Origin of the sequence: Mycolicibacterium holsaticum DSM 44478 = JCM 12374 (assembly GCF_019645835.1) — a bacterium.
Taxonomy (GTDB): domain Bacteria; phylum Actinomycetota; class Actinomycetes; order Mycobacteriales; family Mycobacteriaceae; genus Mycobacterium; species Mycobacterium holsaticum.
In genome coordinates, this window is sequence record NZ_CP080998.1 from 5332153 (window position 1) to 5348018 (window position 15866).

13 protein-coding genes are annotated in these 15866 nt (G+C 69.5%); 5 read left to right on the forward strand and 8 right to left on the reverse strand.

The annotated features are described in order from the left end of the window. Genes K3U96_RS25460 through K3U96_RS25470 form a run of 3 tightly spaced genes read right to left on the reverse strand, consistent with a single transcriptional unit; the run spans position 1 to position 3450 of the window. Complete coding sequence (locus K3U96_RS25460) at positions 1 to 1305, reverse strand: amidohydrolase family protein (protein ID WP_220691497.1); 1305 nt, start codon at positions 1303 to 1305, stop codon at positions 1 to 3. Then, positions 1299 to 2405, reverse strand: a complete 1107-nt coding sequence (locus K3U96_RS25465) for a CoA transferase (RefSeq protein ID WP_220691498.1) — start codon at positions 2403 to 2405, stop codon at positions 1299 to 1301. The genes K3U96_RS25460 and K3U96_RS25465 overlap by 7 nt, the downstream gene beginning before the upstream one ends. Before the next feature lie 52 nt (positions 2406 to 2457). Then, positions 2458 to 3450 carry a MaoC family dehydratase gene (locus tag K3U96_RS25470; protein ID WP_220691499.1) on the reverse strand — a complete coding sequence of 331 codons (993 nt, stop codon included), beginning with the start codon at positions 3448 to 3450 and terminating at the stop codon, positions 2458 to 2460. A 31-nt stretch (positions 3451 to 3481) separates the two neighbouring features. Here K3U96_RS25470 and K3U96_RS25475 point away from each other — a divergent pair, with 31 nt between their 5' ends. Next, complete coding sequence (locus K3U96_RS25475; protein WP_220691500.1) at positions 3482 to 4630, forward strand: acyl-CoA dehydrogenase family protein; 1149 nt, start codon at positions 3482 to 3484, stop codon at positions 4628 to 4630. Further along, positions 4631 to 5380, forward strand: a complete 750-nt coding sequence (locus tag K3U96_RS25480) for a GntR family transcriptional regulator (protein WP_220691501.1) — start codon at positions 4631 to 4633, stop codon at positions 5378 to 5380. A 48-nt stretch (positions 5381 to 5428) separates the two neighbouring features. Here K3U96_RS25480 and K3U96_RS25485 read toward each other — a convergent pair whose 3' ends face one another. Next, on the reverse strand, positions 5429 to 6322 hold the full coding sequence (locus tag K3U96_RS25485; protein ID WP_220691502.1) for an enoyl-CoA hydratase/isomerase family protein: 894 nt from the start codon (positions 6320 to 6322) through the stop codon (positions 5429 to 5431). Next, a complete protein-coding gene (gene fadD4 / locus K3U96_RS25490; RefSeq protein WP_220691503.1) occupies positions 6319 to 7845 on the reverse strand; it encodes a fatty-acid--CoA ligase FadD4 in 1527 nt (508 codons plus the stop codon). The genes K3U96_RS25485 and fadD4 overlap by 4 nt, the downstream gene beginning before the upstream one ends. A gap of 143 nt (positions 7846 to 7988) precedes the next feature. On the opposite strand from fadD4, the gene K3U96_RS25495 reads away from it, so the two are divergent. Next, positions 7989 to 9590, forward strand: a complete 1602-nt coding sequence (locus K3U96_RS25495) for a GMC family oxidoreductase (RefSeq protein WP_220691504.1) — start codon at positions 7989 to 7991, stop codon at positions 9588 to 9590. Between the two features lie 28 nt (positions 9591 to 9618). Here the strand turns inward: K3U96_RS25495 and K3U96_RS25500 are convergent, their stop codons facing one another. The 3 genes from K3U96_RS25500 to K3U96_RS25510 form a co-directional block, all read right to left on the reverse strand. Further along, entirely contained in the window at positions 9619 to 11457 is a 1839-nt protein-coding gene (locus tag K3U96_RS25500; RefSeq protein ID WP_069403824.1) for a phosphoenolpyruvate carboxykinase (GTP), read from the reverse strand. Between the two features lie 187 nt (positions 11458 to 11644). Continuing rightward, positions 11645 to 13078, reverse strand: a complete 1434-nt coding sequence (locus tag K3U96_RS25505; protein WP_220691505.1) for a hypothetical protein — start codon at positions 13076 to 13078, stop codon at positions 11645 to 11647. Continuing rightward, a complete protein-coding gene (locus K3U96_RS25510; protein WP_230982292.1) occupies positions 13075 to 14172 on the reverse strand; it encodes a hypothetical protein in 1098 nt (365 codons plus the stop codon). The genes K3U96_RS25505 and K3U96_RS25510 overlap by 4 nt, the downstream gene beginning before the upstream one ends. A 60-nt stretch (positions 14173 to 14232) precedes the next feature. On the opposite strand from K3U96_RS25510, the gene trmB reads away from it, so the two are divergent. Continuing rightward, a complete protein-coding gene (gene trmB / locus K3U96_RS25515) occupies positions 14233 to 15120 on the forward strand; it encodes a tRNA (guanosine(46)-N7)-methyltransferase TrmB (RefSeq protein WP_069403822.1) in 888 nt (295 codons plus the stop codon). Beyond that, entirely contained in the window at positions 15117 to 15827 is a 711-nt protein-coding gene (locus tag K3U96_RS25520; RefSeq protein ID WP_069403821.1) for an NYN domain-containing protein, read from the forward strand. The genes trmB and K3U96_RS25520 overlap by 4 nt, the downstream gene beginning before the upstream one ends. The last annotated feature ends 39 nt before the right edge of the window (positions 15828 to 15866 follow it).

Consider the following 15866-nt stretch of genomic DNA (forward strand, 5'->3'; position numbering starts at 1 on the left):
TCAGCCGCGTTCATAGACCACCTCGCCGGCGATCAGCGTGGCGGCCACCATGGCCGCGTCGAGTTCGCCCAACACGTCGGCCGGCGGCGCCGACAGCACCACCAGGTCGGCCGGTTGGCCGACGTCGACGGTCCTTCGGACCTCGGGACGCTCGGGCGTGCCGAAGAACATGCTCAACGCCGCGCCCGCCGTGACGCGTTCGTCGGCGCCCAGCACCGTGCCGCTGACCGTCGTGCGGTGCACCGCGGCGCGTATCGCCAGCCACGGGTCGGCGTCACCGTACGGCAGGTCGGTGGAAAGCGCCACCGGCACGCCGGCATCCCGCAGCTTGGCGAGCCGCCACAGCTCGTGATGTTCGGCGGCCGGCACGTCGGTGAGGTACTGCTCGCCGCGCTCGAAGACGAAGTTCGGCTGGGTGACCACCGTGACACCGCATTCGGCGAGCTGCGCCAGGGTGTCCTCGGGCACCACCGCCGCGTGCTCGATGCGGTCTTGCGGATGCGTGCCCGCCGTCTGCAGCGCCGACAGTGTGATGACCAGCTGGGCCGCGGTCACGCAGTGCACGGCGACCGCCACTCCGGCGGCGTGCCGTGCGGTGATCCAGGCGGTGAGCTCCTCGAGGTCGAGATCGGTGTCGTGCAGGATTCGCTTGCCCGGCGCCAGACAGTGCACCCGCTGGCGTACCTCGCCGCGGCGGTGCGCGACCATCAGCTTCACCACGTCGTCGACGCCGAGATCGGGCGTGGCGTCGGTGACGCCCGTGACGCCGTAGGCGCACAGCCGACGGCTGACCTGCGCCAGCCCGGATTCGTTGCGCTGCAGCCGTTCCGACCACGACGAATCCGAGCTGGGTAACCTGCCGTCGGGGTGGTCAGGCAGCCCGACGCGGGCCAACCCCGCCGAGTTCAACGTCCACAGCACCCCGCTGCGGTGTTGGATGCGGACCGGCACCGGTGGGCACAGCTCGTCGAGCACGGCACGGTCCAGTGGCCCGGCGACCGCCTCGTGGTAGCCGACCGCCCTGATCCACCCGTCCTCACCGACCTCGGCCGTGGCCAGCACCCGGGCCAGATCCGCGCGGCTGGGCGCCTCACCGGGTCCGACGCGGACGGACGTCAGCGCCGCGGCCGCAGACCGCAGATGAACGTGATGGTCGTGCAGTCCCGGGATGACGGTCGCGCCCGCGGCGTCGTACACCGGTTCGCCCGGTTCGGGGGGCAGCCGATCGGCGATGGCCACGATGTGGTCGGCGACGCGGATGTCGGCGGCTGTTCCATCGAGCAGCGCGGCGCGCGCGATCAGCACGACGCCAGGCCCAGCAGCTGCTCGACGGCCGCGTTGTCCGCGCCAAGGGCGGCCGCGGGCGCGTCGAGCTGTGGCATTGCCGCGCAATCGGTTTCGCCGAGGTACGGCAGTTCGGCGTAGGTGGCGGCGACGGCGGACATGGACATCTCGATCAGCTCACCGCCGCCGTCGCGCAGCGATTCGGCCACCGTCAGCGCGGCCTGCAGCCCGGTCAGCGGGTCGGCGATGGCGTCCCCGCAGAACGTCGGGCTTTCGACGGATCCGCCGATCAGACACCCCGACGCCGCGGCGTCGTCGCCGAACGCGACCCAGTTCGCGCGCTCGCCGTCGGTGCCGTGTCCGGTGATCCGCAGCCAGATCCGGCCGTCGCGCGGCGCCACGTCGGTGGGGCCGAGCCCGCGACGGGCCAGTGCGGCCGGACGCGACGACTCGATCACGATGTCGGCGGCCGACAACAATGCCTTCAGCCCGGCGGGTTCATCGAAATCGGCGGCGTAGGACAGCTTTCCGGCGTTCATCCAGTTGAAGAACGCGGCCGGGCCCGAGCGCGCACCGTCGGGCCGGGCGGCGCTTTCGACCTTGACCACGGTGGCCCCGGCACGGGCCAACAACTGTCCGCACAGCGGCCCGGCCCACATCGACGACAGATCGGCCACCAGCAGACCGGCCGGGTCACGCGGGATGGTGGCCGCGCCGAACGGATAACGCCGCGGCGGCCCGGCAGGCGTCTCCCCGAGGGCCGCGGCGGGCAGACCCAGCAGGCGTGCGCGTTCGGTGACGTCGGCGGAGTCGTTCTCGGCCGCCCATCGGTGCACCGCCGGCCACGGATCGTCGCCGACGGTGTCGCATGACAGCAACGCCGGAACTGCCTCGACGTCCTCAGCACGCGACAGGGTCAGTGCGCACCATCCGTCGCGGCTGAGCATCAGGTGGGTGGCGCCGCCCGCGGAGACGCGGCCCTTCGGCGACAGCCCGAGCATCGTGGCCCGGCCGGCGAGGAGTTCGTCGGCGTCCACCTCGACGCCGGTGAGCTGGCCGAACGCCCCGGCGACCCGCCGTGCCGAAACCAGCACGGCGTGCGGGACGACCAAGGAGGCCATGCCCCCATTGTGGTTGCGGCTGATGCGCCTTCGGCAAGGGGTCCCGTCAGCGTCAGAACTGCAGCGCGGTGAACCGCCAGTCGAGCACCTGCCGGTCGGGTTCACCGACCGCGTACACCAGCGACCGCAGTTTCAGCACCCCGCCCCGGCCGTCGGGCAGTGGTTCGGCGCCGTCGACGTGCAGTTCGCTGTAGAGGGTGTCGCCCTCGCGCACCGGTCCGGTGTGGTCACACGACTGCCAGCCGAGCACCGTCACCAGGTTGGGCAGCAGCCTGCTGGCCTGCGCGAGTGCCAGGCCGATGGTGTGCCCGCCGTACACCAGCCGTTGGCCGGCCACGCGGGAATCGTGATGGGTGGCAGCGATGTTCAGCGTCAGCCGGGCCAGTTCGGGTGCGCTGCTGACCAGGTCGGCCGAACTGTGCAGCACGGTGCCCGCGAGGCCGGCGTCGAAGTGGGCGCCGGGCACTTTGGCCCGGTATGCGTCGGCGTCCCAGTCCGCCGTCGGGTCGGGCAGGTCGGGTTCGGGCGTGCCGATGGTCGACAGGTCGTCGGCGTGGCCGGTGTCGGGCGCCCCGTCGCGCAGCGGCAGCATCGGGCAGCGGTAGAAGTCGAGGATGAGGCGCCCGACGTCGTCCACCGTCGTCATCCGCAGGGCCGCCAGCCCCGTGCGGGCGCGGCCGGGTTTGGCGGAGTTCTGTTTGAGCCCGACCACCTCGGTGCGGGTGAACAGCGTGTCGCCGATAACCGGAAACCGGTGAAACGTCAGGCCGCGGTAGAACAGGTTGGCCTTCACGCGCTGGGTGACCAGGGTCGTCTGGCCGATCGCCACGTCGCACACCAGGGCGGGATGCGCCAGTGGACGCGACGCACCGGTGACCGCGCGCGTCAGCTCGCTGTCCAGGGCCAGGCGCAGGCGGTCGCCGATGATCGCCTGGTGAACAGCGGCCGCGCCGGGGGTCAACGTCATCGACGGTGCGGTGTCGAATACCTGTCCGACGTGGAGGTCGTCAAAATAGGGGCCGCTCACACCTGCCCATGCTGGCATTAGGCCGCACAAAGTGTCAATATGGCCGTACATGAACGCCGAAGAAACGATGCTGGTCGAGACTGTGCGGACATTCATCGACCGTGACGTCAAACCCCAGGTCCGCGAGGTCGAGCACGCCAACGCCTATCCCGAGGCGTGGATCGAGCAGATGAAACGCATCGGCATCTACGGGCTGGCGATCCCCGAGTCCTACGGCGGTTCACCGGTGTCGATGCCGTGCTATGTCGAGGTGACGCAGGAACTCTCGCGCGGGTGGATGAGCCTGGCCGGCGCCATGGGTGGGCACACCGTGGTGGCCAAGCTGCTCGACCTGTTCGGCACCGAGGAGCAAAAGCAGCGGTATCTGCCGCCGATGGCCACCGGTGAGCTGCGGGCGACGATGGCGTTGACCGAACCCGGCGGTGGCAGCGATCTGCAGAACATGAAGACCACGGCGCTGCCCTCCCCCGGCGAGGGTTTGACGATCAACGGCTCCAAGACGTGGATCAGCAACGCGCGCCGGTCGGGCTTGATCGCCCTGCTGTGCAAGACCGATCCCGCGGCCACGCCGAAACACAAGGGCATCTCGGTCGTGCTGGTCGAATCGGGTACGACGGGCCTGATCGTCTCGCGCGATCTGCCCAAGCTCGGCTACAAGGGCGTGGAGTCGTGCGAGCTGACGTTCGAGGACTGCCGGGTGCCCGCGTCGGCGATTCTCGGTGCAGAGCCGGGTAAGGGTTTCGCCCAGATGATGAAAGGCCTTGAGACAGGCCGGATTCAGGTGGCGTCGCGCGCGCTCGGGGTGGCGACCGCGGCGCTGGAGGATGCGCTGCGCTACGCACAGGAGCGCGAGAGCTTCGGCCAGCCGATCTGGAAGCACCAGTCCGTCGGTAACTACCTGGCCGACATGGCGACCAAGCTGACCGCCGCGCGCCAGCTCACCCTGTACGCCGCGCAGCGCTACGACAGCGGGGAACGCTGCGATATGGAGGCGGGTATGGCCAAGCTGTTCGCCTCCGAGGTCGCCATGGAGATCGCGCTGAACGCGGTCCGGATCCACGGCGGTTACGGCTATTCCACCGAGTTCGACGTCGAGCGGTACTTCCGCGATGCACCGCTGATGATCGTCGGCGAGGGCACCAACGAGATCCAGCGCAACGTGATCGCCGCGCAGCTCGTCGCCAGGGGCGGGATATAGGTGAAGGCGCTTCCCGCGTACCAGACGCTGCGCGAACAGCTGCGCGACGAGATCGCCGCGGGCCGCTACCGGGACGGAACCCGCCTGCCTACCGAGTCGGAACTGGTTGTCGCGCACGGCTTGTCGAGGCAGACAGTGCGACGGGCGTTTCAGGACCTGGTGGCCGAAGGCGTGGTGTACCGGGTGCCCGGTCGCGGCACCTACGCCAGCGATCCGGACCGCCGCTACCTGCGCCAGCTCGGGTCGGTCGAGGACCTGATGAGCCTGTCCGACGACACCACCATGGAAGTGCTGTCCGGGCTGCGCAGGCGGGTGGATGTGGACGCGGCCAGCCGGTTGCGCCTCGACGACGACGTGGTGTTCTCGGTGGTGTTTCGCCGGTTGCATGCTGCCGAGCCGGGGGCCGATCCCGGTGTGCCGTTCGTGTCGACGACCGTGCACCTGGTGCCGTCGGTCGCGGCCGCGGTGTCGTCGGCGCCCGAGTTGGCCTACGGAGCGGTGGGCACCCAGACCGTCATCGGGCTGCTCGAGCCGCATCTGGCCGAGCCCATCACCGAAGCGGCGCAATGGATCACGGTGGCAGCCGCCGATGACGCGGTGGCCGACGCGGTGGGATGCGCGGTCGGGCATCCGATGCTGCGGGTGGACCGGCTGTACTCCGATGCCCGCGGCAGACCCGTGGAGTTGTCGGTGAGCCACTTCCTGCCCGAGCAGTACACCTACCGCGTCACGCTGCGCCGCTCGGGCTAGCCCTGCGATTTCGCTTTGTCACGCCTGGGTTGACGAACTACACCGAAATCACTCGATGGCGTCGATCAGACCCCACCGCAGCGCCGTCGGCGGGTCGATCGTCTGACCCGAGAGCACCAGATACGCGGTGCGCCACCGGCCGATGCGTCCGGTGATGCTCACCGTGCCGCCGGCCCCGGGGATCAGCCCGAGCCGCAGCTCGGGCAGCCCGAAGACGGCGTCGCCGCGGGCCTGCACCCAGCCGCAGAACGCCGCCATCTCCAGCCCGCTGCCCAGCACCTGACCGTGCACCTCCGCACGGCAGCGACGCCCGAGGCGCCCGGTCAGCTCGGCCAGCGCCAGCGCAGGGCTGTGGCGGGTACGGGCCAGATGCGCGCTGGCCGGGTCGGCGAAGGTGCCGAACTCGGCGAGATCGCCTCCGCTGCAGAATGATCGGCCGTTGCCGGAGAGCACCACCTCGCGCACCGACGGGTCGAGCCGGGCGACCTCGAGCGCCTCGAGCAGCGCGGCGCGGGCGTCGGTGGAAAAGGCGTTGTGCCGCTGCGGTCGGTTGAACCGGACGTACAGGGTGTCCTCGACGCGGTCGGCCTGCACCGGCTCGGGGATGTCCACCGGCGCGGCGGGTCCACGTTCGGCCAGCCAGCGCGCGAACTCACCGCCGGCCTGCAGCGTCGAGTAGGCCAGCGACTCGGTGATGACGCCGCCGAACGCCGGTGCGGCGGGGTCGACGGCACGAAGCACGTCGTCACACACGGCCGCGGCCTGCGGCCACCGCGCGCAACGCTCGCGTAACTCGCCGAGCGCGTCGGGCACCGACGACACGGTGACGACCCGACGGTCCTCGGTGTCGTGCTCGGACAACGTGAATGTGGCTCCGTCACTGGGTGTTTCGACGGCTACGAGGATGCCCCCGGCGAGCTCGACTGCGCTCTTGGCGGTCACGAGTACTTTTCGGCCAGCTCTCGCTTGACCATCTTGCCGGTCTCCGTGCGCGGCAGCTGCGTTTCAAACGAGATGGCCCGCGGGCACTTGTAGTGCGCCAACCGTTCGCGCAGCCACTCGAGCAACTCCTCGGCGAATTCCGGGGTGGCGTCGGCCGGGTCGACGGTCTGCACCACGCCGTGGACCCGTTGTCCCATCTCGTCGTCGGGAACGCCGAACACCGCGGCGTCCATCACCTTGGGATGGGTGACCAGGAGGTTCTCGGCCTCCTGCGGATAGATGTTCACCCCGCCCGAGATGATCATGTGGTGGCGGCGGTCGGTGAGGAACATGTAGCCGTCCTCGTCGAGATAGCCGACGTCGCCGACGGTCACCCAGCCGCGCCGGTCCCGGGACTCGGCCGTCTTCTCCGGATCCTTGTGGTAGACGAATTCCATGCCGGCCATGGCGAAGTAGATCTGGCCTTCCTGCCCACGCGGCACCTCGTCGCCGTTCTCGTCGAGCACGTGCGCCTCGCCCAGCAACGGTTTGCCGACCGAACCCGGCCGCTTGAGCCACTCCTCGGCGGTGATGAACGTGATGCCGGCACCTTCAGACGACGAGTAGTACTCGTCGATGACCGGGCCCCACCAGTCGATCATCTGCATCTTGATGTCCACCGGACACGGCGCGGCCGCGTGCACCACCCGCTTGATGCTGGACACGTCGTAGGAATTGCGAACCGACTCAGGGAGTTTGAGCATCCGAACGAACATCGCCGGCACGAACTGCCCGCTGGTGACCCGGTATTTCTCGATGGCCTGCAGTGCGGACTCGGGCTCGAACTTGGACATCACGACCGTGGTCACACCCATCGCCTGGGCGGCCATCGTCCACAGACACGGCGCGGTGTGGTACAGCGGCGCCGGGCTCAAATACACCGATTCGCTGTCCATTTGGATCGCCATCAGCAGCGCCGACAGCAGGTTGGCCGATTCGGAGGGGTGCACGTGGGGTAGTTCACGCCGGATTCCCTTGGGCCGACCGGTGGTTCCCGACGAGTACTGAAGAAGGTCGCCTTCGATCTCGTCATCGATCGGCGTGCTGGGTTGGTGGGCCACACATTCGGGGTAACGCTGCCAGCCGTCGAGATCGTCGTCGGCGATCATCAGCAGATCCGGCAGACCGGCGGGCAGGTGATCTGCCAACTCCTCGCAGAGGGTGCGCAACGCCTGTGAGCCGACGATCGCCTTGGCGCCGCTGTTGTCGACGATGTAGGCCGCCTCGGCGGCGGTGAGATGTGTGTTGATCACCGCGTAGTACAGACCGCTGCGCCGGGCCGCCCACATCACCGCGTGCAGGTGCTCGTTGTTCTCCATCAGCACCGCGACCGTGTCGCCTTCGACCAACCCGGCCTGGCGGAAATGGTGGGCCAGTCGGTTGGCGCGTGCCTCCAACTCGCCGAACGTCACCACCGTGCCGCTCGGATGCATGATGACGGCGGGCTTGTCGGGCGTGGCCTCGGCATGTTCGCGAATCTGCATGTAGAGACTTTACGACGAACGAACTTGACGGGTGTCAAGAGGGTCTCGGAGGTCGGCGGCGGCCAAGCTCCCGTAACCTGTTTGCTGGCGAACACGGCGGTCGACCGGCGCGCGCAGCAAACGACGAAAGGACAGCCACCCCCATGGCCGAGTACGACTACGTCATCCTCGGAGCGGGCGCGGCGGGCTGCGTGCTGGCGAATCGGCTGTCCGCGGACCCCAACAACGAGGTGTTGCTGGTCGAAGCGGGTGGCCGCGACCGCAACCCCTACATCCACGTGCCGATGATCAGCGCCGCCCTTTTCGGCAACGACGCGTACTCGTGGAGCTACCGGCTGCAGCCGTTCGGGCCCGAGAACCGCACCGAGATCTGGCCGCGCGGCAAAGTCCTCGGCGGGTCGACCGCGATCAACGGCCTGGTCTACAACCGCGGCGACCGCGAGGACTACGACGAGTTGGTGCGCCGCGGCAACTCCGGCTGGGGCTGGCAGGACATCCTGCCCGTCTACAAGGCCTTCGAGGACAACCAGTTCGGGGCGTCGCCGACGCGCGGCGCGGGTGGCGAGCTCGCGGTCACCACCCCGCGCGATCCCGACCAGTTGGTGTTCGACCTGATCGACGCCGGGGTGAAGCTCGGGCTGCGCAGCGTGGCCGACTACAACGAGTTCGACGGCGAGCGCGTCGGCCCGGCGATGGCCACGATTCAGCGCGGACGACGCATCACCGCCGCCAAGGCGTTTCTGCGGCCCGCACTCAAGCGGCCCAACCTGCATCTGGCGCTCAACACCAAGGCGCTCCGGCTGGTGTTCGAAAACGGCCGCGCGGCCGGTGTCGAGGTCCGCACCCAAGGCAACACCAGCCAGCTGCGGCCGCGCCGCGAGCTGATCATGGCGCTGGGTGCGCTGGAATCACCGAAGCTGTTGCAGCTCTCCGGAATCGGGCCGCGCGACGTGCTCGACGCCGCCGGCGTTCCGGTGTACCTCGAGCGGACCAACGTCGGGCGCCGGATGCTCGAGCACTTCTGCGTCATCAACACCTATCGACTGGCCGAGGACATCGGCTACAACCGGTTGCTGCGCAACACCAGGGCCAAGGGCCTGACGGCGCTGAAGTACCTCGCCAACCGCAAGGGGCCGCTGGCCACGCCCACCGGCGATGTGATGGCGATCTTCAAGACCACACCCGAGGTGGCGCGGGTGGACGCGCAGGTGCTGGTGCGGATGATGTCGGTGGGTTCGGTACGTCCCGACGCGCCCGCGGGCGTCGAGGACGTCGGCGGGGTGTCGTGCATGGGTGAGGTGCTGCGCTCGACGTCAGAGGGCAGCGTGTGGATCACCTCGGCCGACCCGGACGCACCGTTGACCGTCGACGCGAACTACCTCGCGACCGACTACGACCGCAAGACCAGCATCGCGTTGCTGCGCCGGATGCGGCAGTGGTTCGAGCAGTCACCCATCGCCGAGAAGGTCGCGACCGAGAGCCGCCCGGGGCCCGACGTGCAGTCCGACGACGAGATCCTGGCAGGCATCACCGCGACCGGCGCCACCGGCAGCCATGCGGTCGCCACCTGTGCGATGGGACCCGACGACGACGACGTCGTCGACGACCGCTGCCGGGTGCGCGGGATCGACGGGCTGCGCATCGTGGACTGCGCCAGCCAGCCCACGATGATCTCGGGCAACCTGATGGGCCCGACGATGGCCTGGGCCGGGCGCGCCGCCGAGTTCATCCTCGACGGCGGCTGACCCCAGGGTCCGGGCCGGCGAGGGTTGGTTACTCGCCTTCGGTCAGGCGGTGCTTGAGGGCGTCGAACTCGTCCTTGATGCCTGTCGGCAGCTTCTCGCCGACGAACTCGAACCACTCCTCGATCAGCGGAAGCTCATCGCGCCACTCCTCGACGTTGACCGCAAGCGCGGCGTCGACGTCGGCGGGGTCGACGTCGAGGCCGGACAGGTCCAGGTCCTCGGCGGTCGGCACGATGCCGATCGGGGTGGTGCGGCCGCCGGCGCGCTGCTCGATGCGGTCGACGATCCACTTCATCACACGGCTGTTCTCACCGAACCCGGGCCACAGGAACCGGCCGTCGTCGCCGCGGCGGAACCAGTTGACGAAGAAGATCTTCGGCATCTTGGACTCGTCGGACTGCTTGCCGATGTTGATCCAGTGCGCGAAGTAGTCGCCGACGTTGTAGCCGAGGAACGGCAGCATCGCCATCGGGTCGCGGCGCACGGTGCCGACCTTGCCCTCGGCGGCCGCGGTCTGCTCGGAACCCAGCGTGGCGCCGATGAACACCCCGTGCTGCCAGTCGCGGGCCTGGGTGACCAGCGGAACCGTGGTCTTGCGCCGGCCGCCGAACAGGATCGCCGAGATCGGCACACCCTGCGGGTCGTCCCACTCGGGCGCCAGCGTCGGGCACTGCGAGATCGGGGTGGTGTAGCGCGAGTTCGGATGCGCGGCCTTCTCGTCGGAGCCCGGCGTCCAGTCCCGGCCCTTCCAGTCGATGAGGTGCTGCGGGTCGCCCTCGAGGCCTTCCCACCACACGTCCTTGTCGTCGGTCAGCGCGACGTTGGTGAACACGGTGTTGCCGGCCTCGATGGTCTTCATCGCGTTCGGGTTCGACGACCAGTTGGTGCCGGGCGCGACGCCGAAGAAGCCGAACTCGGGGTTGACGGCGTAGAGCCGGCCGTCCTTGCCGAACCGCATCCAGGCGATGTCGTCACCGACGGTCTCGGCCCGCCAGCCCGGCAGGGTGGGCTGCAGCATCGCGAGGTTGGTCTTGCCGCACGCCGACGGGAACGCCGCGGCGACGAAGTAGGACTTGTTCTCCGGGGAGATCAGCTTGAGGATCAGCATGTGCTCGGCGAGCCAGCCCTCGTCGTGGGCGATCGCCGACGCGATGCGCAGCGCATAGCACTTCTTGCCAAGCAGCGCGTTGCCGCCGTAACCCGAGCCGTAGCTCCAGATCTCACGGGTCTCCGGGAAGTGGCTGATGTACTTGGTGTCGTTGCACGGCCACGGCACGTCATCTTTTTGCGAGCCGTCGGCCGCAACCAGCGGCGCGCCGATCGAGTGCAGCGCCTTGACGAAGAAGCCGTCGGTGCCCATCTTGTCCAGCGCGGCCTTGCCCATCCGGGTCATCGTGCGCATCGACACCACGACGTATTCGGAGTCGGTGATCTCCACACCCAGCTTGGGATCATCGGCGCCCAGCGGGCCCATGCAGAACGGCACCACATACATGGTGCGGCCCCGCATGCAGCCGCGGTACAGCTCGGTCATGATCCCGCGCATCTCGGCGGGGTCTTTCCAGTTGTTGGTGGGTCCGGCGTCGATTTCCCGCTCGGTACAGATAAAGGTGCGCGATTCCACGCGCGCCACATCCGAGGGATCAGACAGCGCGAGGTAGGAGTTGGGCTTCTTTTCGTCGTTGAGGCGAGTGAAGGTGCCAGCCGCTTCGAGTTGCTGGCACAGCCGCGCGTTCTCCTCGTCGGAGCCGTCGGTGAAGACCACCCGATCGGGCTGTGTTAACTCCGCGACCTCCTGGACCCAGGCGAGCAGCCCTTTGTGCTTCGTCGGTGCGGTATCCAGACCCGGAATAGTCGCTGCGGTCATCAAAATCTCCTGTGTACGGTTTCTGCCAGGACCCAGGCACCGAGTGCGCCGGCCCGACAGGAAAGGCCGGGAAATCGGTCGTCCCTATATACGAGGTTATCGTCCGTGACGTAGCCGTGGTAATGCGGGACTATGTCCGTTCACTCACAGGAACGATTCAGAAAAGGCTTTTCGGCGGTTTATCGATTCAGTCGGCGCGCTTTTCCCTCAATTCGGCCCGCACGGCCTCCAGCGCGCTCTGCAGCGACGGCAACCGCTGGTCGCGCAGTGCGGCCGCACGCGCGGTCTGCATCGCGTGCTCGCGCAGTTCGGCGTTGATCTGGGCGATGCGGTCCTCGGCGCAGGCGCTGTCACTTTGCTCGCGGGCGCTCAGCTCGGACGTGAGCGCGGTTTCGGCGGCCAGCACGCGGCTGCCGACCCGTTCCTCGACCGCCGAGCGCAGCGTGCCGGTGACGTCGGTGACCCAGCGGTCCAGCACCGCGCGGTCCTGCAACAGCCCGCGGATCCCCACCACCCACACCGTCACCATCAGCCCCACCAATCCGCCCACCAACAGGCCGGCGACCGTCAACCCCGGCGCCAGCCCGGCGAACAGTCGGGTCACCATCAGCGCCACGCCGAGCCCGAAACCGGCGCCGAGGATCGTCATCAGCTGCGTCTCCAGCCGTCGCGACTTCAGCGCCGGCGCCGGGATGTCGGGGACCGACGGCGGCGCGGGCAGCGGCGGCGCGGGCAGGCCCAGCCCGGAGGCCATGTCGCGAAGGTGGGCGGTGACCCCTTCGTCGACCTCGGCGACGACGTCGCCGGCCCGCCTGCGCACGTAGGACTCGAAGTCGCCGAACCGGCGCCGGCCCGTCTGCGACGCGTCCTCGGCCAGTTCGGCACGCACCGACGTGCAGCGGTTGCGCGCGAAGTAGGTGAGCTGCAGACGGGCCTGCTGCAGTTGGCTGCGCAGCGCGATCGTGTGCTCGGACTTCGCCAGCCGCCGACCGCGCACGACTTCCTCACGCCCGGTGCGCAGCGCCTCCACGCGGGCCTGGCGGTCCAGGCCGTCGCCGTCGGCGCGGTAGCGGTCGATCTCGGCCTGCAGCCGGGTCTCCCACGCGCGCAACCGGTTTCGTCGCTCCAGATCGGGATCGGCGAGCCGGTCGCGCAGTACGTCCACCAACGCGTCGAGACGGGGGTCACCCAGGTCGGGCGCCGCGGCCACCCCGACCCAGGCCATGTCGGTGTATCGCGGTGCCCGGTCGGCAAGCGCGGCGCGGTCGGCGGCCAGCACGTCGCGCCAGTTGCGGTGCGCATCGATCTTGGCCACCGCGCCCACCACCAGGTCGGTATGGCGGCTCGCCCGATCGATCAGCGCGCCGTCGGATTCGGTCAACGGCGCCACCGCCGACACCACGACCACCACGGCGGTCGGCGCGTCGGCCTGCCGTAACTCGTCGGCCTCGACGAACGTGTGCTCGGGCATCCGCGCCTGCAGCGCCGCGACCACGCTGGTGACGCCCGCCAGCCACGGCCCGGTCACCAGCACCGCGTCGCGGCGGCGCACCGCGGGCGGGCTCAAGTCGGGTTCGGCCGAGACAACCACGGCGTCGGCGGAGGCGATCGGGTCGCTCATCGTGACCGCCCGAGCAGCCGCAGCGAGCCCCTGGTGATGTCGGCGGCGCACTCGCGGTGCAGTGCGCCGACCGGGCCGTTGCCGTACCGGCGCCACTGCACGGCGCGGCGCAGGTGCGCGGCAGGATCGTCGCCCGCGTCGACGTGCACACCCGCGGCCTGCACCACGTCGACGGCGGCGGCCATCACCCCGACGACCGCGTCGTCGCCCGCCAGGAACCGGGTCAACCGATCGTCGCCGGATTGTGCGGCCAGCCCCCGCAATTCGGTGATCGCCGACCGGATGCGCTGGTACCGAAGCGGGGCGCCGGCGGCGTCGACGTGCGCGACGACCCGGTCGAGCAGGCTGTGCCTGCGCAGCAGCGCGGGCAGCGCGGCGGGTTCGGTGCCGTCGCCGAGCGCGAGCACCGCATGCGCGATGCCGAACCGGTCCAGCGCGTCGAGCAGGCGTCGTCGCACCGGCACCGGCACCGGGTGCGCGCACTGCACGAACGCGTCGGTCGACGTCAGGTCGGCGGGCTGACCCACCAGCGCCGTCAGTGCGGTGAGCATCGCGTCGTCGAGTACGACCGCGCCGAGCAGCCCGACCATCGGCACGGTCGGCGCACCGGTCAGCGCGCGGTAACGCGCGGCGCGGCGATGCGCGGGCGCCAACGGTCCGCCCGCGCCGAACCCGGCCAGGTCGGCTTTGTTGAGCACCACCACGGTCGGGCGCTCAGACGCGCCGATCAGCGTGGCGTCCTCGGGCTTGAGCACCTCGGCGATCACCACGACGTCGACGTCGGCGACGGCCACGTCAGGTGTGACGGGGACGCCTGCGGCCGTCAGCGCGGCGCGCACCGTCGTGCAGCCGGCACCGCGGCGACCGCGCACGGCGACGCGCAGCGGCGCGGTCAACCGCCTGATGATCGACCTCAGCCGCGGATTGCGGCTGTCGGTGGCCAGCTGTGTCAGCGCGTCGACGAAAATCTGGCGGCCTTCCCTATCCTGGTCGGCAGGCGCCGCATCGAGCGCCCCTTCCCCACTGACGATGGTGACACTGCCACCCTCATGAGGTGAGCGGCAGTTGTCGTTGCTGGGGATAGCCCGCCACATACCAGTAAAAGGCAACTGTTGGGTATCAATCTGTACCACGATGCGGGTACCGGAGCGCACATGAGCGACCATGGACGGATGCATCTGCCCGATGTCGCCGACGGGTCGGCTCCCGCGCCCGACGTCGCCGACGGGTCGGCTCCCGCGCCCGACGTCGCCGACGGGTCGGCTCCCGCGCCCGACGTCGCCGACGGGTCGGCTCCCGCGCCCGACGTCGCCGACGGGTCGGCTCCCGCGCCCGACGTCGCCGACGGGCAGCATCGCTATCCCCGGGTCACCAGCTTCCGGACCCGGCGCACGACGCTCTCGGCAGCTCAACAGGCGACCTGGGACCGGCTCTGGCCGGAGATCGGCACCCATGCGCGCGACGCGGACGGACCCGCCCCGCGGCTGGACACCGAGGCGTGGTTCAAACGCAGGGCGCCGGTGGTCGTGGAGATCGGCTGCGGTGCGGGGATTTCGACGTTGGCGATGGCCAAGGCCGAGCCCGACCTGGACATTGTGGCCGTGGAGGTCTACCGGCGCGGGTTGGCACAGTTGCTGTCGGGAATCGACCGCGACGGGGTGTCCAACATCCGACTGGTGCGCGGTGACGGCGTCGACGTGCTGGCCCATATGTTCGGCCCGGATTCGCTGACCGGTGTGCGTGTCTACTTTCCCGACCCCTGGCCCAAGGCGCGCCACCACAAGCGTCGGCTGCTGCAGCCGTCGACCGTCGCGCTGATCGCCGACCGGCTACGGCCCGGCGGTGTGCTGCACGTCGCCACCGACCACGCCGGTTACGCCGAACACATCGCCGAGGTGGGCGACGCCGAACCCCGGCTGCGCCGGGTCACCGACACCGACGACCTGCCGATCTCCGTCGAACGCCCGGTCACCAAGTACGAGAACAAGGCGCAACGTGCCGGCAGCGCCGTCGCCGAACTGCTCTGGGAGAAGCGGTCATGAGCCTCACCGAAGACCTACGGCAGATCGGGGCGGACCCGCCGCCCGACGCATCGCCGCCGGCGGAGGCCACGTTGCGGGTGCTGCTGGTCTGGGACGCCCCCAACCTGGACATGGGTCTCGGGTCGATCCTCGGTGGGAGGCCGACGGCCGCGCACCGGCCCCGCTTCGACGCGCTCGGGCGCTGGCTGCTGGCCCGCACGGCCGAGCTGGCCGCCCAGCTCGAGGGCACCGCCCGAGCTGTCTCGCTGGAACCGGAAGCCACCGTGTTCACCAACATCGCCCCAGGCAGCGCCGACGTCGTGCGACCGTGGGTGGAAGCGTTGCGTAACGTTGGTTTCGCGGTCTTCGCCAAACCGAAGATCGACGAGGACAGTGACGTCGACACCGACATGCTGAGCCACATCGCGTTGCGCCGCAGCGAGGGACTGGCCGGTGTTCTGGTGGCGTCCGCCGACGGGCAGGCGTTCAAACAACCGTTGGAGGAGATCGCCCGAGACGGCATACCGGTGGCGGTGCTCGGATTTCGCGAACATGCCAGCTGGGCGCTAGCGTCGGATACCTTGGAGTTCGTCGACCTGGAGGACATACCTGGTGTGTTCCGGGAGCCGCTACCGCGAATCGGCCTTGATTCGCTGCCCGAGCAGGGGGCATGGCTGCAGCCATTCCGGCCGCTGTCCTCGCTACTGACCTCGCGCGTCAACAACTGAAATGCGCAGCGTCGTCAACAAGACTTTGTCAACGTAAGG